At 58.7% G+C, this 19,350-nt stretch carries 17 protein-coding genes; 14 read left to right on the top strand and 3 right to left on the bottom strand.

The window, feature by feature from the left end; all coding sequences use genetic code 11:
* Positions 1–53: 53 nt before the first annotated feature.
* Both Q1A32_RS05995 and Q1A32_RS05990 read left to right on the top strand, forming a co-directional pair.
* Positions 54–650 carry an HD family hydrolase gene (locus tag Q1A32_RS05995; protein WP_299650842.1) on the top strand — a complete coding sequence of 199 codons (597 nt, stop codon included), beginning with the start codon at positions 54–56 and terminating at the stop codon, positions 648–650.
* Positions 647–1,132 (top strand): GNAT family N-acetyltransferase, encoded by a 486-nt coding sequence (locus tag Q1A32_RS05990; RefSeq protein ID WP_299650839.1) that lies wholly within the window; start codon positions 647–649, stop codon positions 1,130–1,132. The genes Q1A32_RS05995 and Q1A32_RS05990 overlap by 4 nt, the downstream gene beginning before the upstream one ends.
* Before the next feature lie 214 nt (positions 1,133–1,346).
* Here the strand turns inward: Q1A32_RS05990 and Q1A32_RS05985 are convergent, their stop codons facing one another.
* Together Q1A32_RS05985 and Q1A32_RS05980 are read right to left on the bottom strand one after the other, a co-directional pair.
* The gene (locus Q1A32_RS05985; RefSeq protein WP_299650836.1) at positions 1,347–1,901 is read right to left on the bottom strand and encodes an ActR/PrrA/RegA family redox response regulator transcription factor; all 555 of its coding nucleotides are present in this window, start codon (positions 1,899–1,901) and stop codon (positions 1,347–1,349) included.
* A gap of 83 nt (positions 1,902–1,984) precedes the next feature.
* On the bottom strand, positions 1,985–2,605 hold the full coding sequence (locus Q1A32_RS05980) for an SCO family protein (RefSeq protein WP_299650833.1): 621 nt from the start codon (positions 2,603–2,605) through the stop codon (positions 1,985–1,987).
* A 75-nt stretch (positions 2,606–2,680) separates the two neighbouring features.
* Between Q1A32_RS05980 and regB the strand changes: the two genes are divergently transcribed.
* The 10 genes from regB to Q1A32_RS05930 all read left to right on the top strand — a co-directional run bounded on the left by regB (position 2,681) and on the right by Q1A32_RS05930 (position 16,262).
* A complete protein-coding gene (regB, locus tag Q1A32_RS05975; RefSeq protein ID WP_299608340.1) occupies positions 2,681–4,078 on the top strand; it encodes a sensor histidine kinase RegB in 1,398 nt (465 codons plus the stop codon).
* A gap of 73 nt (positions 4,079–4,151) precedes the next feature.
* Positions 4,152–5,675: a PAS-domain containing protein gene (locus Q1A32_RS05970; RefSeq protein ID WP_299650830.1), complete on the top strand. Its 1,524-nt coding sequence runs from the start codon at positions 4,152–4,154 to the stop codon at positions 5,673–5,675.
* A 44-nt stretch (positions 5,676–5,719) separates the two neighbouring features.
* Positions 5,720–6,193: a tRNA (adenosine(37)-N6)-threonylcarbamoyltransferase complex ATPase subunit type 1 TsaE gene (tsaE, locus tag Q1A32_RS05965; protein ID WP_299650828.1), complete on the top strand. Its 474-nt coding sequence runs from the start codon at positions 5,720–5,722 to the stop codon at positions 6,191–6,193.
* Positions 6,186–7,205 (top strand): aminoglycoside phosphotransferase family protein, encoded by a 1,020-nt coding sequence (locus Q1A32_RS05960; protein ID WP_299650825.1) that lies wholly within the window; start codon positions 6,186–6,188, stop codon positions 7,203–7,205. The genes tsaE and Q1A32_RS05960 overlap by 8 nt, the downstream gene beginning before the upstream one ends.
* A complete protein-coding gene (locus Q1A32_RS05955; protein WP_299650822.1) occupies positions 7,181–7,873 on the top strand; it encodes a nucleotidyltransferase family protein in 693 nt (230 codons plus the stop codon). The genes Q1A32_RS05960 and Q1A32_RS05955 overlap by 25 nt, the downstream gene beginning before the upstream one ends.
* On the top strand, positions 7,866–10,817 hold the full coding sequence (gene addB, locus Q1A32_RS05950; protein ID WP_299650819.1) for a double-strand break repair protein AddB: 2,952 nt from the start codon (positions 7,866–7,868) through the stop codon (positions 10,815–10,817). Before Q1A32_RS05955 ends, addB begins: the two co-directional genes overlap by 8 nt.
* Entirely contained in the window at positions 10,814–14,134 is a 3,321-nt protein-coding gene (addA, locus tag Q1A32_RS05945) for a double-strand break repair helicase AddA (RefSeq protein WP_299650816.1), read from the top strand. The genes addB and addA overlap by 4 nt, the downstream gene beginning before the upstream one ends.
* Before the next feature lie 38 nt (positions 14,135–14,172).
* The gene (gene trxA, locus Q1A32_RS05940; protein ID WP_299608354.1) at positions 14,173–14,493 is read left to right on the top strand and encodes a thioredoxin; all 321 of its coding nucleotides are present in this window, start codon (positions 14,173–14,175) and stop codon (positions 14,491–14,493) included.
* Between the two features lie 177 nt (positions 14,494–14,670).
* A complete protein-coding gene (gene hslV, locus Q1A32_RS05935) occupies positions 14,671–15,228 on the top strand; it encodes an ATP-dependent protease subunit HslV (protein ID WP_299650813.1) in 558 nt (185 codons plus the stop codon).
* Complete coding sequence (locus Q1A32_RS05930) at positions 15,225–16,262, top strand: aldo/keto reductase (protein ID WP_299650810.1); 1,038 nt, start codon at positions 15,225–15,227, stop codon at positions 16,260–16,262. Before hslV ends, Q1A32_RS05930 begins: the two co-directional genes overlap by 4 nt.
* A gap of 55 nt (positions 16,263–16,317) precedes the next feature.
* Here the strand turns inward: Q1A32_RS05930 and Q1A32_RS05925 are convergent, their stop codons facing one another.
* A complete protein-coding gene (locus Q1A32_RS05925) occupies positions 16,318–16,710 on the bottom strand; it encodes a DM13 domain-containing protein (protein ID WP_299608360.1) in 393 nt (130 codons plus the stop codon).
* A 171-nt stretch (positions 16,711–16,881) separates the two neighbouring features.
* On the opposite strand from Q1A32_RS05925, the gene hslU reads away from it, so the two are divergent.
* Positions 16,882–18,189: an ATP-dependent protease ATPase subunit HslU gene (gene hslU, locus Q1A32_RS05920; protein ID WP_299650807.1), complete on the top strand. Its 1,308-nt coding sequence runs from the start codon at positions 16,882–16,884 to the stop codon at positions 18,187–18,189.
* A gap of 57 nt (positions 18,190–18,246) precedes the next feature.
* Positions 18,247–19,347: an alpha/beta hydrolase gene (locus Q1A32_RS05915; protein ID WP_299650804.1), complete on the top strand. Its 1,101-nt coding sequence runs from the start codon at positions 18,247–18,249 to the stop codon at positions 19,345–19,347.
* The last annotated feature ends 3 nt before the right edge of the window (positions 19,348–19,350 follow it).

The raw sequence follows: 19,350 nt of genomic DNA, 5'->3' as shown, positions 1-19,350 counted from the left end.
ATCCTTCCAAGCAGCGCACGCCTGCGCTAGGACACGCCAAGATCGGAGGCGACATGGCCAAACAACCCCGCGCATGGCAGCGCATGCTGTCAGGCCGCAGGCTCGACCTGCTGGACCCGACCCCCATGGATATCGAGATTGAGGACATCGCCCACGGCCTTGCCTTTGTCGCGCGCTGGAATGGGCAGACGGCAGGCGACTATGCCTATTCAGTGGCAGAGCATTCCTTGCTGGTTGAGACATTGTTTGGACGCATCGCGCCCAAGGCCCCGGCAAAATGGCGATTGGCGGCCCTCCTGCACGACGCACCGGAATACGTGATTGGCGACATGATCTCGCCCGTGAAGGCCGCCGTTGGACCGGGCTATAAGGATCTGGATGACCGGCTCGAGGCGGCGGTCCATATCCGCTTTGGCCTGCCCGCCAAGGTGCCGCAAGCGATCAAGCGCCAGATCAAGAAGGCGGACAAGATCAGCGCCTGGATGGAAGCCACCCAGATCGCCGGATTTACCGAAGGCGAGGCCAGTAAATTCTTTGGCAAACCGGACCTCACCCTGATCGACGCCTTGCAGATTGTCCTGCGCCCGCCGGTCGAAACCCGAAACGCATTCACCGCCCGACACGCCGAATTGCTGGAGCACTGCACATGATCAACGTCCGCCGCGCCATCGCACTCGACGCCCCCTCCATGGCCGAACTGCTCAACACCATCATCGAAGAAGGTGGCACAACGGCGATCACCACCAAAGTTTCCGGCGACGATCTGGCCCAGTGGATGGCGGAAAAAGGGCGCGCGGCCTGGCATGTGGCCGTGGACAACGCCGAACGTGTGGTGGGCTTTCAATGGATCGCAAGCGGCACCGACTACCTGCCGCCCGAAGCGGCAGAGATTGCCACGTTTGTCCAGGTGGGCCAGACCGGGCTCGGCATCGGATCAAAACTGTTCGACGCCACCCGCAATGCGGCCAAAGACCTTGGTTACACATGGATCAATGCCAATATCCGCGCCGACAATGACGGTGGGCTCATCTATTACCAGTCGCGCGGATTTCAGGATTACGGCCGCATCGAAGATTACGAGATGGCGAACGGCCAGAAAGTGGACAAGATCCTCAAGCGCTACGACCTCTGATTTCGTTAACGCATCGTTACGCCACCTTCACGGTGGGGGTGCACAGGGGGTGTACGCAGGGTGCACGGGGGGTGACACCCTATGCAGCGGCCACAGATTTCAGAAATTGAAATCTACGGGTGGGCGCACAACCGTGCATCCAACCCGTCTCTGTTCCAGAAAATTCCTCGGGGGGAGGGCGCAGGTCGGGGGCCACACGGCCCCCTTGAACCTGTCAACGAGGCGAGCGTTTCGCCAAAATGCGCTGCAGCGTCCGGCGGTGCATATTCAACCGCCGCGCCGTCTCTGACACGTTGCGATCACACAGTTCATAGACACGCTGGATATGCTCCCAGCGCACGCGGTCGGCGCTCATCGGGTTTTCGGGCGGGGGTGGCAGATCATCACCCGTGGCCAGCAGTGCGTTGGTGATATCCGTCGCATCCGCGGGCTTCGACAGATAGTCAGTCGCGCCGATTTTCACCGCAGCCACAGCCGTCGCGATGGCACCATAGCCGGTCAGGACAACCACACGCGCATCCGGCCTGCGGTCACGCAACACCTCGACCACATCCAGCCCATTGCCGTCCTCAAGACGCAAGTCCACCACGGCATAGGCCGGTGGGCGCGCCGTCGCGATGGCCTTGCCAGCGGTCACGCTGTCGGCCGTTTCAATCTCGAACCCGCGTTTTTCCATGGCCTTCGCCAGCCGCCGCAGAAACGGTTCGTCGTCGTCAACCAATAAGAGAGTTTTGTCCTCTCCCAATTCCTGCTGTGCTGCTTCGGCCATCGAATTCTCCAGTTCCCGCTTATTATTCTGGCTGACGCAGAATATGGCGCGCGCAGGGACCTTGGTCAAATTATTCCGCGATATCAGGCATTTTCCACAAAGCAGGAAACCCGGTCCGCCATGGTGTCTGCGCTGACGTCACGGCGGAAAAACTCGACAAATCCATGTTCCGGCAAAACGAGATAGGTGAAGGTCGAATGATCCACGAGGTAGAACTCGTCCGACTTGTCATGGGCCTTGTAATACGTGCGATAGGTCTTGCTTGCTGCATCCGTTTGCTCAAGCGTTCCGGTGAGGCCAATCATCTTTTCATGCAAGTTATAGGCGAAATCTCCAACGACTTCAGGTGTATCGCGTTCCGGATCAACGGTGATGAAAATGGGCGTCACCGACATGCCGCGTTCGGCCAGTACATCCACGGCTTCGGCATTGCGGGCCGTGTCCAGCGGGCACACGTCGGGGCAGAATGTGTAGCCAAAATAGATCAGGCTTGGTTCGGTGATCACATCTGTGTCCGTCACGGTTTGCCCTTCGGCATTGACCAACTCGAACGGGCCGCCGATCTGATTGCCGTCACCCGCGATCTGGGTGGCACCGCATTGGGCAAAGGCTGTCTCTTCTCCACCCGATTGGGTCACCCACCAGATGCCCCCAAGAAAAAGGGCGGCGACAATGGCGGCAACGGGTGCGATGATACGGGTCATGTTCGGCCTCCGGGCTAGGGTTATACCCTAGCTATCAATCCCCGGCCTGAGTTCAATAAACGAAGAAGTGACACAATGGCGCAACCTGACATTGGCCTGCTGACCGGCCAACAAAGATCCAACTGGATTCGCTTGCGGACGATGATCCTGTTGCGTTGGGTCGCCATCGTTGGTCAGCTTGTTGCGTTGACCGTGGCGCAGCGCCTGTACGGCCTGCAGCTTGAGCTGGGCCTGTGCTATCTCGCCGTCGGTGTTTCGGTGATCGGCAACCTGATCGCCATCTTCGTTTTCCCGGAAAACAAACGCCTGAACGAGTTTGAGAACCTGCTGATGGTCCTCTTCGATGTATTGCAGCTTGGGTTCCTTCTGTTCCTGACAGGTGGATTGCACAATCCCTTTGCCCTTCTGCTTCTTGGACCCGTCACCATTTCGGCGGCCGTCCTGACCACACGGTCCACGTTGTTGGTGGGCGCCACGGCCATCGTTATCGTGACAGTCTTATCCGATTTCCATCTGCCCCTTCGCACCCAGCAGGGCTTCATCCTGCGCATTCCAGACCTGTTTGTTTTTGGAAACTGGATCGCCCTGGTCATCGCGATCTGCTTCATCGGCCTCTATTCCCGCCGCGTCACGTCAGAGATTCATTCGATGTCGGACGCACTGTCGGCCACACAATTGGCCCTCTCACGGGAACAGAAACTGACCGACCTTGGCGGCGTTGTGGCCGCTGCCGCGCACGAGTTGGGCACCCCACTTGCCACCATCAAGCTGACAAGCGCCGAATTGCTCGAAGAGCTGGATGACAGGCCGGAATTGAAGGAAGACGCAGCTCTGATCCGCGAACAGGCTGATCGTTGCCGGGATATCCTGCGCGACATGGGCCGTGCAGGCAAAGATGACCTGCACCTGCGCCAGGCCCCGTTGATGACGGTGGTGCAAGAGGCCGCTGAACCACACACGCAGCGTGGCAAGGTCGTTGAATACATCCATGACCCGGACGCAGGTGATGAAATTGACCAACCCGCCATCCTGCGACAGCCCGAAATCATCCATGGCCTGCGCAATCTTGTCCAAAACGCAGTCGACTTTGCCCGCGCCACCGTCTGGATCGAAGCGCACTGGACCAAAGACGAAATCACGATCCGCATCATGGACGATGGCCGCGGATTTCCTCCGCAGCTTTTGGGACGCATTGGTGATCCGTTTGTTCGGCGGCGAAAAACATCATCAGAACGCGCGCAGCGCCCGGAATACGAGGGAATGGGACTGGGCTTGTTCATCGCCAAGACATTGCTTGAACGATCCGGCGCAGAACTCACTTTTGCCAATGGTGCAGACCCTTATGGAACGTGGGAGCCCGGCGATACGCATATCGGGGCGATTGTCGAAGTGGTGTGGCCACGTCAAAAAGTGGACGCCCGTGTGGGCGAAAACGCCCTGTCGATTGGAAGAAATGAGCGCATAGAGGTTTGAAACCGACCACGCGTTAAGCCTGCGTTAACCATCCTTACCGAATACTCTCCCGCGGGTGGCGAAAGGTCGCGGAATGATGGTTGTCGAGATGTTTGTGGTGTTCAGCGCTGCGCTTTGCGCGGTTGTTGTCGGCATCCTGTACCTCGGTCGCTCTCCCGCAACCGCCACCCACGACGCATCGCCCGGCACATCGGACCCCATGTCTTTTCTGTTTGATGGCGTGGATTTGGAGCATGCTTCGCATGAGGCCGAAACCACGATGCAGCGCAGCCCCGACATCACCGATTGGCAGGCGTTGAAGGCTGGACTGAATGCTCGTTTCCCTGGACTGCCGGACGAAGGTGACATTCAAACCGTCGAAACTCTCACCCTGCAAGCCGCGCGTCCGGACGATTCGGCCGTGCTGCGATTGCACCGCGAAGACGACATGACACGCGTCGAGATTGATGATCACGTGTCAGTCGACGCAAGTACGAAACACGTCATGCAATCGCTCGCGTCTGAGCTGGATACCTTGCGCCTTGCTGCAATTGCGGCCCCTTATCCGATCTGGCTGGTCGACCAGAACCAAAGCATCACATGGCGCAACACCGCATATGACACGCTGGAACGCGCGGTGCATGGAACGGACAACAACGAAGTTCCGGTCGTGTTTGACTTCACGCCCATCGACATGACAGGCAAATCCTCGGTGCGGGTGCCTGTCAAAATGGACCGTAACGGCACAACGGAATGGTACAATGTCACAGCGACCCAAGCGGGGTCTACGACTGTGTTCCACGCCGTCGACATCAATGCCGTCATTCAGGCCGAGGTAGCCCAGCGCAACTTTGTCCAAACACTTGCCAAAACCTTTGCACAGCTGTCCATCGGCCTCGCGATTTTCGATCGGAATGGTCAATTGGCGCTGTTCAATCCGGCCCTTCTGGACCTGACATCGCTGCCAGCGGAGTTTCTGAGCGCGCGGCCCGATATGCTGTCGTTCTTTGACCGACTGCGCGACAATCGAGTGATGCCCGAACCCAAGAACTATGGATCATGGCGGCAAGAGATTTCCGCGATGATCAATGCGGCCTCCCATGGCAGCTATCATGAGACGTGGAACCTCGATACCGGTCACACCTACCGCGTCAGCGGGCGCCCACATCCCGATGGCGCAATCGCGTTCCTGATCGAAGACATCACCGCGGAGATATCGCTGACCCGCAACTTCCGGGCAGAGCTTGAACTGGGTCAATCGCTGATGGACACGTTCGAGGATGCGCTGGTTGTCTTTTCGTCTGCTGGTGTTCTGACATTCTGCAATGCCTCCTACAGAGAGATGTGGAAGCTTGATCCGGACAACAGCTTTGCCGACGTGACCATCGTCGACTGTTTGCAAGCGTGGCAGGAAAAATGTGTGCCAGATCCCGCCTGGGGGGATATGCGCGATTTCGTCATGAAGCTTGGCGAGCGTGCGATGTGGGATGCCGAAGTCCTGCACCATCAACATGGTCCGCTCAGGGCGCAGGTGTCGCCCATTGCGTCCGGGGCAACTGTCATACGGTTTTCAGTAACAGCGCCCGAAACTGCCCGCAAAGATGCTGAGCTGACCTGACCATTCCACCTTGCAGCGCCGGGTGATGGCAGTAGGTTGTGGACATGACCACGACGCCCTTCACGCTCAATTGGCCAACCGACGATGACACGGCTTATGCCGGTGCATCGCTTGGTCCACTGCTGCGTCCTGGGGACGTGATTTTGCTTGAAGGTGACGTGGGCGCTGGAAAGACCCATTTCGCGCGCGCATTGATCCAATCCGTGCTGCTTACGGCCGAAGATGTTCCTTCACCGACGTTCACCCTTGTCCAGGTTTACGAAACCCGAAACGGACCGCTTTGGCACACCGATCTGTACCGCGTATCTGCCGACACCGAAGTGGATGAGCTGGGCCTGACGGATGCTTTTGAGGATGCCATATGCCTTGTCGAGTGGCCGGATCGTCTTGGTCCGCTGACGCCCGCCAACGCGTTGACGATAGCAATAGAGGCGAAGGACGAGGGGCGCGAAGCCACACTGACATGGACAGATTCGCGCTGGGCTGATCGGCTTGAGAGTTTGGTGGCCCATGCCTGATCGCGCCGATCTGAAAACATCTTTTCTGCAGCATACGGGCTGGGATGGCGCGCACCGGGTTCTGGTGGCAGGTGATGCATCCAACCGGAAATATGAACGGCTGACACAAGCAGCTCAGACCCGGATACTGATGGATGCGCCGCCGGAAAAGGGCGAGGACGTCCGCCCCTTCGTCAATATCACGAGCTATCTGCGCAAAGCGGGACTGTCAGCGCCGGAAGTCCACGCTCAGGATGACGCAAACGGCTTTCTGTTGATCGAAGATCTAGGCGATGACCTGTTCGCCCGAGTGATCGAACAGGACCCAACGCGTGAAATGCCACTTTATGAAGCAGCCGTTGACGTTCTTCTGGACCTGCACCAAGCCCCCCCACCCGACTTGCCACGCTACGATGCTGATGTGATGACAGAGGCTGCGAGCCTTGCCTTTGATTGGTATCAACGCGGGGTGCGAGGGTCGGTGAACACCAATGCACGGAACGCATTTGGAACGGCCATGCGCGCCGCGCTTCAACCGTTGGACGCGGCACCTGCGGTTTTGATCCAGCGCGATTACCATGCCGAAAACCTGATCTGGTTGCCGGATCGATCCGGCGCGCGACGCGTGGGCTTGCTCGACTATCAGGACGCAATGCTCGGGCATCCGGCTTATGATCTCGTGTCGGTTTTGCAGGACGCCCGACGGGACGTGTCGCCAAGTGTCCAATCGGCCATGATGGACCGATACATCGCGGGGTCAGGTACAAATGACAGCGCATTTCGTGACGCCTATGCCCTGCTTGGATTGCAACGCAACCTGCGCATTTTGGGCGTGTTTGCACGGCTGTCACTTAGCTATGGCAAACCGCACTATGTCGATTTGATTCCCCGGGTCTGGCATCATATTGAGACCAATCTCGGGCACCCCGCGGCGGCGCACATCGCACCACTCATTCGGGCGGAATTGCCTGACCCGACCCCCACAATACTCCAAAGCCTGAAGAACCAATGCCAAACAATACCCCTGCCGTAATGATCTTTGCGGCCGGGTTCGGGACGCGGATGAAGCATCTGACCAAAGTGCAGCCGAAACCGATGATCCCGGTGGCGGGCAAGTCGATGATCGACCACGCATTGGATATGGTTGACCCGATCGCGCCTCCGCGGACGGTGGTCAACCTGCACTATCGGCCCGAGGTTCTGGAGGCACATCTGGCGGATCGTCAGGTCATAACAGTACGGGAAGAACCGGACATTCTCGAAACGGGCGGCGGGCTACGCAATGCTTTGCCATTGTTGGAATGTGATCCTGTCATCACGGTGAACCCAGATGCGATTTGGGCTGGCCCGAACCCGCTGCATATGTTGCTGGAGGCTTGGAATCCTGAAGATACAGACGCATTGCTGATGTGTGTGCCCAGCGCGAGGGTGCACGGACGTTCAAGCGGCGGCGACTTCCACTTGGACGACGAAGGGCTTTTGCACCGCGGCGGAGACATGGTCTATGGCGGTGTGCAGATCATGAAGACCGCTCTGCTGCGTGAGGTGCCTGACACGGCGTTTTCCCTGAATGTCGTATGGAGCAGGATGGCGGCAGACGGGCGGTTGCGCGGCCTGCACTACCCCGGGCATTGGTGCGACGTCGGTCATCCCGAAGGCATCGACATCGCCGAAGACATGTTGCGACATCACGATGTTTGACCCTTCGGACACAGCCCGCTTGTACGGATGCGCCCCTGGTGTCGATTTCCCCCTCGCCGTTGTGCGCGGATTGGAGGACCGTTTGAAAGACGCCCCGCCCGAAGCGTGGGCGCAGGTGACCTTGCTGGTCAACACCACTCGCATGGCGCGGCGGCTTCGCGCCCTGTTCGATGAAGGGCCTGCCCGGCTTTTGCCACGCATCCGCATGATCACGCAACTGGACGATCTGCTGCCCGCGCAACCATTGCCACCCAGCGCGTCACCCCTGCGGCGAAGGCTTGAGCTTGCGACATTAATCCAGACCTTGATCGACCGACAACCCGACCTTGCCCCGGACGCCGGGCCATTTGATCTGGCGGACAGTCTGGCCACTCTGATGGACGAGATGCAGGGCGAAGGCGTCAGTGCCGCGGACATCGCAAATCTGGATGTGTCGGATCAATCCGGGCACTGGGCGCGCGCGCAGCAATTCATCGCCATCGCCCAAGACTATATCGACGCCAGCAACAGCGCGCCTGATCCAGAAGCACGACAACGCGCAACTGTTCTGCAACTTGCAGAGCATTGGGCGCATACACCACCCAAGGATCCGGTGATTGTGGTCGGGTCCACCGGGTCGCGTGGGACAACCCTTTTGTTGATGCAAGCGGTCGCCGCACTTCCTCAAGGGGCCGTTCTGCTGCCCGGTTTCGATGATCATATGCCGGCAGACGTGTGGGACGTCCTGGCCAAGGATCAAACAGCTGAGGATCATCCCCAATTCCGCTTTCTGCGTCTGTGTCATGCCCTCAATCTGCAACCCGCAGATGTCACATCCTGGACGGGCTTGCCTCCAGCATCTCGCGCGCGAAATGCCCTTGTGTCGCTCGCTTTGCGCCCGGCGCCCGTCACCGACGCGTGGCGCGAAGAAGGTCCGCGCCTGACCGACCTAAGCACTGCAACAGCCAACATCACGCTTGTCGAGGCAGATACGCCGCGGGCCGAAGCAATTGCCATCGCCATGCGCTTGCGAAAAGCCACAGATGATGGGCAAAAGGCGGCTCTAATAACGCCTGATCGCATGTTGACGCGACAGGTGACGGCAGCATTGGATCGCTGGGAAATCGTCCCGGACGACAGTGCTGGCACACCTTTGCACCTCTCGCCACCGGGACGGTTCTTGCGGCACATGGCGGCGGTGTTTCAGTCGCCCCTGGATGCAGAAGCATTGCTTACACTGCTCAAGCACCCATTGGCCCATTCGGGCGCGGACCGAAATCTGCATCAGCTCAACACGCAACGTCTTGAGCTGCGCATGCGCAAGGATGGACTGCCTTATCCCGATCCTGATGGCTTGATCCGCTGCGCTGCGAAAGCCACCAAACAGGTGGAAGAAATCGAACCGTGGGCCACCTGGGTCGGAGACGTCTTGTGCGGGCGCGAGGTATCTGAGCAGCTGCCACTTGAAAGGTGGGTGTCGCTACATCGCACTCTGGCTGAGACGTTGGCGCAGGGACCAAACGGTACAGACGCAGGTGAGCTATGGGAGAAGAAGGCTGGCAAAGCTGCGCGCAGCGTCATGGATAGTCTGGCCGAGAATGCGGGTTACGGCGGCGAACTCTCTGCCCGTGATTATGCAAATCTGGTCGCGACCGCATTGCGACACGGCGACGATGTGCGGGACCGTGACACGCCGCATCCCGACATTATGATCTGGGGCACGCTCGAAGCACGGGTGCAGGGCGCAGACCTTGTGATCCTCGCTGGTCTCAATGATGGAACTTGGCCCGAACCACCCGCGCCCGATCCGTGGTTGAACCGAAAGATGCGCTTTGATGCCGGGCTGCTGCTGCCTGAACGCAGGATTGGCCTGTCTGCCCATGATTTCCAGCAAGCCATCGCTGCACCTGAGGTCTGGCTGACCCGGTCCATCCGGTCAGACGATGCGGAAACTGTCCCCTCCCGTTGGGTGAACCGATTGCGCAACCTATTGCAGGGATTGGCAAGTCAAGGACAAAAGGATCACTGGGCGGCGATGCAGGATCGCGGCACGCATTGGCTTGCACTAACCCGGCAGCTTGAAGCGGCGCCGGATGTACCGAAGGCAACGCGGCCTGCGCCCTGCCCGCCGGTATCCGCACGGCCACGTCGCTTTACCGTCACAGAAATTCAAACCTTGATACGGGACCCTTACGCAATCTACGCCAAGCACGTGTTGCGCTTGCGGGCCCTGCGGCCCTTGGTGCAAACACCCGACGCCCTGTTGCGTGGAATCCTGTCGCATGACGTCATGGAGCGGTTTGTGCGGGACACGCTGGACAAACCGGGCACCCTGACGGTTGACGCATTGATGGAGCACGCGCGTCACGTGCTGACGCGGGACGTGCCTTGGCCGGCCGCTCGTGCGCTTTGGCTAGCGCGTTTCAGTCGAGCCGCCGAATGGCTGGTTGATACGGAAAAGGTGCGGCAGACAATTGCCACTCCGACCCTGTTCGAGAACGAAGCCATCGGGAAGTTGACCCTGCTCGCCATCAAGACAGAACTTGAAGGGCGTGCGGACCGCATTGATGTCGACGCGTCGGGTGCCGTCATACTTTACGACTACAAGTCCGGATCACCCCCGACCAAGGATCAGCAAAAACACTTCGACAAGCAGCTGTTGATCGAAGCGGCGATGGTCGAGGAGGGCGCGTTCGCCACACTTGGCCCGCGGCCCGTTCGTGCGGCGCAATTCATTGGAATGGGCAGCACACCCAAAACCGAAGATGCGCCGCTGGACATCGAGCCTCCGCGTCAGGTGCTTGCAGAATTGGTGGGGTTACTGAGCGCGTATCTCGAAGGTGACAAAGGATATACATCGCGCCGCGCCCTCTACGAAGATCGGGAAGCGCGGGATTACGATCAACTGGCCCGATTTGGCGAATGGGATGTAACAGAGGAACCGGTCGCCGAGGTGCTGGAATGAGTATCGCTGCCAACGAAGCGACACATCGCCAACAACAGGCAGCGCAGCCGATGCAGTCCACATGGCTGTCTGCGAACGCCGGCTCGGGCAAAACGCGTGTGTTGACCGACCGTGTTGCGCGTCTGCTGTTGGAAGATGTCGAACCCCAGCACATCCTGTGCCTGACATATACCAAGGCCGCCGCGTCCGAGATGCAGAACCGCCTTTTTCAGCGACTAGGTGCATGGGCGATGCTGGATGACACCGCTTTGCGATCCGAGCTGGCCGAACTTGGGCTGGAACATGTTCCGGATGCAAAGGAACTGCGTCATGCGCGCACGCTCTTTGCACGTGCGATCGAAACTCCGGGCGGTCTCAAAATACAGACGATTCACTCGTTTTGTGCGTCTCTACTCAGGCGATTTCCACTCGAAGCGGGTGTAAGCCCTCAATTCACAGAGATTGAAGATCGCGCCGCCGAGTTGTTGCGGGCCGAGCTGGTCGATCAAATGGCTGAAGGTACTGACGCAGAGGCGTTGACGGGGCTGGCCGCACAATACAGGGGCGAGGACTTTCTTGCCCTCACCAAGGAAATCGTTGGCATCGGGACAGACTTTGGCGATTTGAAAATCGGCGATGCCTTGGCATTATTTGGACAACCACACGATTTGACGCGCGACAGCTTGCTTGCAGAGACCTTTTCACCCGCCGATTGGGACATGTTGCAAGAACTGATCCCGATCCTCGCAACACAGGGCGTCACGGACAAAGCTGTTGGTGAAACCCTGAAAGAAATCGTTTCGCTTGATACCGGCAGTCTTTCCATTGCCGAGGCGGCTTTTCTGACCCAAGCCGGTACGCGCAAGAAACGCTTTCCAACCAAGTCGACCCAGGCACAAGCGGCCCATTTGTTACCTCAGCTTGAGGCGCTGATTGAACGTGTGGAAGAGGCGCGCCAGTCGCGTCTTGCAATCGAAGCGGCTGAGCGGACTGTCGCGCTGCATCGTTTTGCCAGCCGGTTTTCACAGCTTTACGCCGAGGCAAAACAGAGACGCGGGTGGCTGGACTTCGATGATCTCATCCAGAAAGCGCGGCACCTGCTAAGCGACAAGGACGTGTCGGCATGGGTGTTGTATCGCCTGGATGGCGGGATTGATCATATCCTCGTGGACGAAGCGCAGGACACAAGCCCGACCCAATGGGACGTGATCCGGCGGCTTGCAGAAGAGTTTTCTAGCGGAGAGGGTGCGCGCCCAGACATCACCCGCACGATCTTTGTCGTTGGTGACAAAAAGCAGTCGATCTATTCGTTCCAAGGTGCCGACCCCCGAGAGTTTGATCGAATGCAGATGGAATTCGGCTCTAAGTTGGGAGAAGTCGGGCAAAAGCTCTGGGATCGCAGCCTCGATTTTTCCTTCCGGTCTTCTCCCGCGATCCTACGGTTGGTTGACAAGGTGTTTCAATCGGAGCCGGGGGCAGGCTTTGGCGATGGGGAACATATTGCGTTCAACGCCAATCTTCCCGGGCGGGTCGATTTGTGGCCGCTTGTGCCAAAGCCGGAAAAAACCACGGAGCGGGACTGGTTCGATCCTGTGGACAGGCGCAGCCACGAACATCAGTTCCGTACGCTTGCCATGGCCGTTGCAGAACAGATCAAGACGCTGTTGGATGATGGCACCCTGATTCCGGACGGGAACGGTGCGCGCCCTGTTCAACCGCGCGATTTCTTGATCCTTGTGCAGCGGCGCGGGGGCATCTTTCCCGACATCATCCGCGCCTGCAAAGAACTGGACCTGCCCATCGCGGGTGCGGATCGCCTGAAAGTTGGTGCGGAAACAGCCGTGCGGGATCTGGGCGCGCTTCTGTCATTCCTCGCCACGCCCGAGGACAGCTTGTCCTTGGCGACCGCACTCCGGTCCCCATTGTTCGGGTGGTCAGAGCAAGATTTGTTCACGCTTGCGCATCACAGATCAGAAGAAGAACTATGGCGATCTTTACGCAATAAACTGGACGAATTCCCCGAAACAGTCTCGATTCTGCGGGACTTGCGGGACAATGTGGATTTCCTGCGCCCCTATGACTTGATCGAACGCATGCTGACCCGTCACCGTGGGCGCCAGCGTATGCTCGCGCGCCTCGGAACCGAGGCAGAGGATGGGATCAACGCGCTGTTGTCGCAAGCATTGTCCTACGAGCGCAGTGAGGTACCAAGCCTGACAGGGTTTCTGACGTGGATGGAAACCGACGACCTTGAAGTCAAGCGCCAGATCGACAGCGCGTCTAACCAGATCCGGGTGATGACTGTGCACGGATCAAAAGGTTTGGAAGCGCCCATCGTGATCCTGCCCGAATGCGGAAAGCGCGATATCCAGATCCGCAACAACATAATTCGTATGACAGACACACCGGTGTGGAAAATGCCATCGGACCATCAGCCCGAAGCGATGGGCCAGCGGTTGGAAGAGATGAAAGCCGCACAGCGAGAAGAATCACTGCGTTTGCTTTATGTGGCACTGACGCGGGCTGAAAAGTGGCTCATTGTCGGGGCCGCCGGGGAATTGGACAAGAACGGCGATGATTGGCACCAGCGGGTTCAGGCCGGGATGGAGGAAAGCGGCTGTACCGCTTTTGACACGCCCGTGGGGCCGGGATTGCGGATGCAGCATGGCGATTGGGTGTTCGACGCACGCGATGACATCCCAGCCGACCGACAGATGAGCGCCACGTTGCCCACGCTTTATTCAGAACCTGCGCGCACCCCGGATGTAGACAAAACGACCGTGTCACCGTCCGACCTTGGAGGTGCCAAGGCTTTGCCCGGTGATGGGCTGGATGAGGAAACCGCCAAAGCATTTGGAACGCTGGTCCATGCGCTGCTTGATGGCTCTCGTTTGGGGGCACAGCTATTGGACAATTCGGCGCTTTCCGAAGCGCTGAAGTCTGATGCGCAGGCGCAAGCAAATCGGGTCATGTCTGATCCGGATCTTGCATGGCTTTTCGCCGATGACGTCTTTGCCGAAGTTCCGTTGACGGCCGCCCTGGGTGCGAACCGCATCCATGGCACAATTGATCGGTTACACATCACACCGGACATCGTGCACGTGGTGGATTTCAAGACAAATCGCATTGTGCCCGGCACAGCTGACCAAACGCCCGAGGGTGTCTTGCGCCAAATGGGTGCCTATGCCCATGCAATGGCTCAGATTTATCCCGATCGGGAAATTCGCCTTAGCATTCTGTGGACCCACACAGGTGTGCTGATGCCCATCTCGCACGATATCGTGACGACAGCGTTGTCTCGCACGCCATATCTTGACGATGCTCCGGGGCGTACCTAGGTTGCCACCCTACGCTTGAGCCTGGCAGGAGAACTCACATGGCAACCGTGGCAGTCACCGACGCGACTTTCGACGCCGAAGTCAAAAATTCCGATGTCCCCGTTGTGGTGGACTTTTGGGCCGAATGGTGCGGCCCGTGCAAGCAGATTGGCCCGGCTCTGGAAGAGCTGTCGTCCGAGATGGAGGGCAAGGTCAAGATCGTGAAAGTGGACGTGGATTCAAACCCAAACTCGCCCGCCCAGATGGGTGTGCGCGGTATCCCCGCATTGTTCATCTTCAAGAATGGTGAGGTCGTTTCGAACATGGCAGGCGCCAAACCGAAGGCTGCCCTGCAAAGCTGGATCGAAGACAGCATCTGATCATCCGAAGACTGGTTTTTGAAACGGCTCCGCGTGCGGGGCCGTTTTTATTTGCGGCGTCAGGTTTGGGTGATCAATGGCAAGTGTCGCGCGTGAGCTTTTCGGCCGCAATGCGTGTGCGGATTGAAGCCACTCAACGAACGTCGCATATAGGACCGAACATCAAGGAGATATCGCATGACCAGCTCAGACTTCCCCGGATGGCACGGAACCACCATCATCGGCGTGAAAAAGGGCGGCGAGGTTGTGATCGCCGGTGACGGGCAAGTGTCGCTGGGTCAAACAGTGATCAAGGGCACCGCGCGCAAGGTGCGTCGGCTCAACCCCGGTGGATATGACGTCGTCGCGGGCTTTGCCGGGTCGACGGCGGATGCATTCACGTTGCTCGAACGCCTCGAATCCAAGCTGGAGGCAACGCCCGGACAACTGGCCCGCGCAAGCGTCGAGTTGGCGAAGGACTGGCGCACCGACAAATACCTGCAAAAGCTGGAGGCGATGCTGATCGTGTCGGACGGTGCGGACATGCTGGTCATCACGGGCGCAGGTGACGTGCTTGAACCCGAACATGATGTGACGGCGATTGGGTCGGGCGGGAATTACGCTTTGGCCGCTGCCCGCGGGATGATGGACACTGACAAGGATGCCGAAGCCGTGGCGCGCGACGCCATGCAGATCGCGGCGGACATCTGCGTCTACACCAACGGCAACCTGACGGTGGAGAAGATTAGCAAATGACTGACATGACCTATACCCGCATGGGCAACTCGGGGCTGATCGTCAGCCGCATGTGCTTTGGCACCATGACCTTCAACCATGGGTCCGAGTGGATTCCCGGCGTTGCCAAGGTTGGACAAGACGCCGCGACCGAGATGGTGCATCGCGCGTTAGATGCTGGCGTGAATTTCTTTGACACTGCTGACGGCTATTCCAGCGGCGAGGCCGAAGATATCCTTGGCAAGGCGCTGGGCAAGCGCCGGAACGAGGCGGTGATCTGCACCAAGCTTGGTTTTCGCCAGACGGATCAGATTGGCGACGCGGGATTGAACCGCGCCCATGTCCTGAGACAGATCGAAGGCAGTCTGGGTCGGATGGATATCGATCACATCGATCTGCTGGTGCTGCACAAGACAGATTTCACAACCCCTTTGGAAGAGACGCTCGCCGCGCTGCAAATCGCCGTTGAGCATGGCAAGGTGCGGTATGTCGGTGTGTCAAACTGGAACGCGTGGCAGATGGCCCGCGCTGTGCAATATCAACGCGATCATCGCCTGGCGCCGTTCGTAGCAGGGCAATACCTGTATAACCTCGTGGCCCGCGACATCGAACTGGATGTACTGCCCATGATGACCGAAATGGGCGGTGGCCTGATGGCATGGTCGCCGCTTGCTGGTGGTTTGCTGTCGGGCAAGTACGACCCTGACAACCTCGAAGCAGGCGACGGGCGGTTGAGCGAGGGCGGTGATTTCCTTGGGATCGAGAAGGCTACCGCGCGGAAGATCATCGAAACGCTAAGCGACGTCGCCAAGACGCATGACGCGCATCCCGCAACTGTTGCGCTGGCGTGGTTGCTGGCTCAGGATCGGGGGCACAGCGTGATCTTTGGCGCTTCGAAGATGAGCCACATGGATGCAGCGCTTGCCGCACCCGGATTAACACTGAGCGAGAGCGAGCTGTCAGCCCTTTCGGACATTGCACCACCGGCAAAACGCTATCCGCACTGGTTTGACGCCATGATGACGGATGAGCTGAACACAAAAATCCTGTCGTGAAACGAAAAAGGCCGCTGTTCTGCACAGCGGCCTTCTTTTCGAACGTTGAACCGGATCAGTTCAACTTGGCAACGCCCAGCGGCACGTTGAACTTCTCGCACCAGATCCAGACTTCGTTATATGTCGCGGCGTCGATACCGGCGGGCACATCAAAGGTCTGCTTGCCTGAGTTCGCTTTCAAGAGACCCATCAGCGTGTCGCTGTCATAGCCATCGCGACCCAGCGCCACTTTTGGGTCGGGCGCACCGTCGAACCAGAAGTCATCCAGCAGGATCACCTGGCTTTTGCCATTCTTGGTGACCACTTCGGCGCGGCCTTTGGTGACGTGGTTGCTGGCGCCGGTGAACTCACCGATGCGGCCGTGACCGCCAGCAAAGCTGAAGGACGGGATGGCGGTGGAGGCCAGAAGGGTTGCGGAACCGATAAGGAAAGAACGGCGGTTGGTCATTGGGTCGTCTCCGAGGGGTTGTGTGACGGGACCAACCTACGCCCATGCTGCGGCAAAATAACCAGACCTCTCGCTCAAGTGATGCGCGCGTAATGAAATGCGCGGCAATCGTTGCGTTTTCCGGGTTTTTGCATAGGTAAGTCCAAACACTCTGTAACAAACGGGCCGCTTGTGACTGACCTGACCCCCCGCGAAATCGTCTCTGAACTCGACCGATTCATTATTGGCCAGAAGGATGCAAAGCGCGCTGTTGCCGTTGCACTGCGCAACCGCTGGCGCCGCAAACAGCTGGATGATGACCTGCGGGACGAGGTGTATCCAAAGAATATTCTGATGATCGGCCCCACCGGCGTGGGCAAGACAGAGATCAGCCGCCGTTTGGCCAAACTGGCGCGCGCACCGTTCCTGAAGGTGGAAGCGACGAAGTTCACCGAAGTCGGCTATGTCGGGCGTGACGTGGAGCAGATCATCCGCGATCTGGTCGACGCTGCCATCGTGGAAACCCGCGAATACATGCGGGAAGAGGTGAAAGCCAACGCGCATCAAGCTGCCGAAGATCGTGTGATCGAAGCAATTGCAGGGACAGACGCGCGGGACGCAACGCGGGACATGTTTCGCAAGAAACTCAAGTCGGGCGAGTTGGACGATACGATCATCGAACTGGACATCGCCGACACCACCAACCCGTTTCCTACCATGGACATTCCCGGTCAGCCCGGCGGTGGCATGGGTATGATGAACCTCGGCGATATCTTTGGCAAAGCGATGGGTGGGCGCACCGTGCGCAAGAAACTGACTGTCGCCCAAAGCTACGACATCCTGATCGGTGAGGAAGCGGACAAGCTTCTGGATGACGAAGCGGTGACCAAGACAGCGCTGGAAGCCGTACAGGAAAACGGGATCGTATTTCTGGACGAGATCGACAAAGTCTGTGCCCGGTCCGATGCGCGCGGCGCAGATGTCAGCCGCGAAGGCGTGCAACGTGACCTACTGCCCCTGATCGAAGGCACCACCGTCAGCACCAAGCATGGTCCGGTGAAAACCGACCACATCCTGTTCATTGCATCAGGCGCGTTCCATATCGCCAAACCATCGGACCTGCTGCCTGAATTGCAGGGACGTCTGCCCATCCGCGTGGAATTGCGGGATCTGACCGAGGATGATTTCGTGCGCATTCTCGAAGAAACCGACAACGCACTGACGCTTCAGTACGCCGCCCTGATGAAAACCGAAGAGGTGACTGTGTCCTTCGAACCCGAGGGTATCCGCGCCTTGGCCCGTATTGCGGCAGATGTGAACAAGAGCGTCGAAAACATCGGAGCCCGTCGCCTCTACACCGTGATGGAGCGGGTGTTCGAGGAGCTGTCATTCAATGCGCCGGATCGCGCGGGCGAAGCGATCACCGTCGATGCGGGGTTTGTTGAAACCCACTTGGGCGAACTTGCGCGGTCCACCGATGTAAGCCGCTACGTGCTCTAGCTGTTTGTGTGCCCCTCGGGTACACGCGACAGGTCTGCAGGGCGGCGGGGTACGGCAATGCGCGCAATTCTATTGGGGCTGATCATGGTCCTTGCGGCCTGCAATGACAGGACCGCAGCGCCTATCGTGCCCGCAGCAAAGTCGGTGGGCATCAATCGCGATATCTTCATCGGCACGACGCGAAGCCTCGATGACCAGGGGCAGTTCGGCATTGGCCGATCTTCGTCCCTCAGCCTACTACAGGCGACGGTGTCATTGCCGCCGAAACGTGCATTGGGCAGTGTCACGGACGGGCAAGACCGGCCCAAACCTGAACGTGACTTCGCGCTTGCTGCTTTGAACACCTATCCCGATGGATCGGGCTTTCGCGATGCCCTCGCTGCGGATCTTGCGTCCAAACCTGCGGATCAGCGCGAAGTCACGCTGTTCGTGCATGGGTTCAACAACAGCTTCACCAACGCAGCGTTTCGCATGGCACAATTGGCCGAAGATCTTGAGCTTCCGGGCAGTCATGTCAGCTATTCCTGGCCCAGCCGCGGCAATCCTTTGGGCTATGAATACGACCGCGACAGTTCGCTGTTCGCCCGAGACGGTCTGGCGGAATTGATGCGCGAAATCCGAGCGGCAGGGCAGCCTGATATCATCATTGTTGCCCATTCCATGGGTGGGTCACTGGTCATGGAAACACTGCGGCAGCTCGAAATCGCTGAGCCCGGTTGGGCAGGTCGCAACGTCAGTGGCGTGATCCTTCTGTCGCCCGATATCAACATAGACATTTTCCGTAGCCAGTTTGCACGTATCCAAAAGGTGCCGGACCCGTTCGTGGTCATGGTATCGCGCAAGGACGCCATCTTACGGATATCCTCGCGCCTCAGGGGCGAACGCACACAATTGGGCAATATCCAGAATGCGCAGTCTGTGGCGGACCTGCCTATCACGGTTGTGGATGTAACTGCCTTCTCCGACCGAAAGTCTGGCAACCATTTTGTCGCTGGCGGGTCGCCCGCTTTGATCCAGCTTTTGCGCAGGTCGTCCGATCTTGATCGGGAGTTTCTGCGGGGGCGCGGTGGATCTGTCCTGACAATTCCCGGTGCGCGGCGTGTACAAGTTCCAAACCGTCGCGCAGCCGTCGTTATGATTCCAGGCGAGTCCAGGTAGTGA

This window comes from uncultured Tateyamaria sp. (genome assembly GCF_947503415.1).
Classification (GTDB): Bacteria; Pseudomonadota; Alphaproteobacteria; order Rhodobacterales; family Rhodobacteraceae; genus Tateyamaria.
Note: the sequence above shows the minus strand (reverse complement) of the source record. Positions and strands in the feature narration are given on the sequence as shown.

What these genes read in the sequence shown, in the direction of transcription:
- Q1A32_RS05995 (WP_299650842.1), top strand. Translation starts at nt 54, where the DNA reads ATGGCCAAACAACCCCGCGCATGGCAGCGCATGCTGTCAGGCCGCAGG.
- Q1A32_RS05990 (WP_299650839.1), top strand. Translation starts at nt 647, where the DNA reads ATGATCAACGTCCGCCGCGCCATCGCACTCGACGCCCCCTCCATGGCC.
- Q1A32_RS05985 (WP_299650836.1), bottom strand. Translation starts at nt 1,901, where the DNA reads ATGGCCGAAGCAGCACAGCAGGAATTGGGAGAGGACAAAACTCTCTTA.
- Q1A32_RS05980 (WP_299650833.1), bottom strand. Translation starts at nt 2,605, where the DNA reads ATGACCCGTATCATCGCACCCGTTGCCGCCATTGTCGCCGCCCTTTTT.
- regB (WP_299608340.1), top strand. Translation starts at nt 2,681, where the DNA reads ATGGCGCAACCTGACATTGGCCTGCTGACCGGCCAACAAAGATCCAAC.
- Q1A32_RS05970 (WP_299650830.1), top strand. Translation starts at nt 4,152, where the DNA reads ATGATGGTTGTCGAGATGTTTGTGGTGTTCAGCGCTGCGCTTTGCGCG.
- tsaE (WP_299650828.1), top strand. Translation starts at nt 5,720, where the DNA reads ATGACCACGACGCCCTTCACGCTCAATTGGCCAACCGACGATGACACG.
- Q1A32_RS05960 (WP_299650825.1), top strand. Translation starts at nt 6,186, where the DNA reads ATGCCTGATCGCGCCGATCTGAAAACATCTTTTCTGCAGCATACGGGC.
- Q1A32_RS05955 (WP_299650822.1), top strand. Translation starts at nt 7,181, where the DNA reads ATGCCAAACAATACCCCTGCCGTAATGATCTTTGCGGCCGGGTTCGGG.
- addB (WP_299650819.1), top strand. Translation starts at nt 7,866, where the DNA reads ATGTTTGACCCTTCGGACACAGCCCGCTTGTACGGATGCGCCCCTGGT.
- addA (WP_299650816.1), top strand. Translation starts at nt 10,814, where the DNA reads ATGAGTATCGCTGCCAACGAAGCGACACATCGCCAACAACAGGCAGCG.
- trxA (WP_299608354.1), top strand. Translation starts at nt 14,173, where the DNA reads ATGGCAACCGTGGCAGTCACCGACGCGACTTTCGACGCCGAAGTCAAA.
- hslV (WP_299650813.1), top strand. Translation starts at nt 14,671, where the DNA reads ATGACCAGCTCAGACTTCCCCGGATGGCACGGAACCACCATCATCGGC.
- Q1A32_RS05930 (WP_299650810.1), top strand. Translation starts at nt 15,225, where the DNA reads ATGACTGACATGACCTATACCCGCATGGGCAACTCGGGGCTGATCGTC.
- Q1A32_RS05925 (WP_299608360.1), bottom strand. Translation starts at nt 16,710, where the DNA reads ATGACCAACCGCCGTTCTTTCCTTATCGGTTCCGCAACCCTTCTGGCC.
- Q1A32_RS05915 (WP_299650804.1), top strand. Translation starts at nt 18,247, where the DNA reads ATGCGCGCAATTCTATTGGGGCTGATCATGGTCCTTGCGGCCTGCAAT.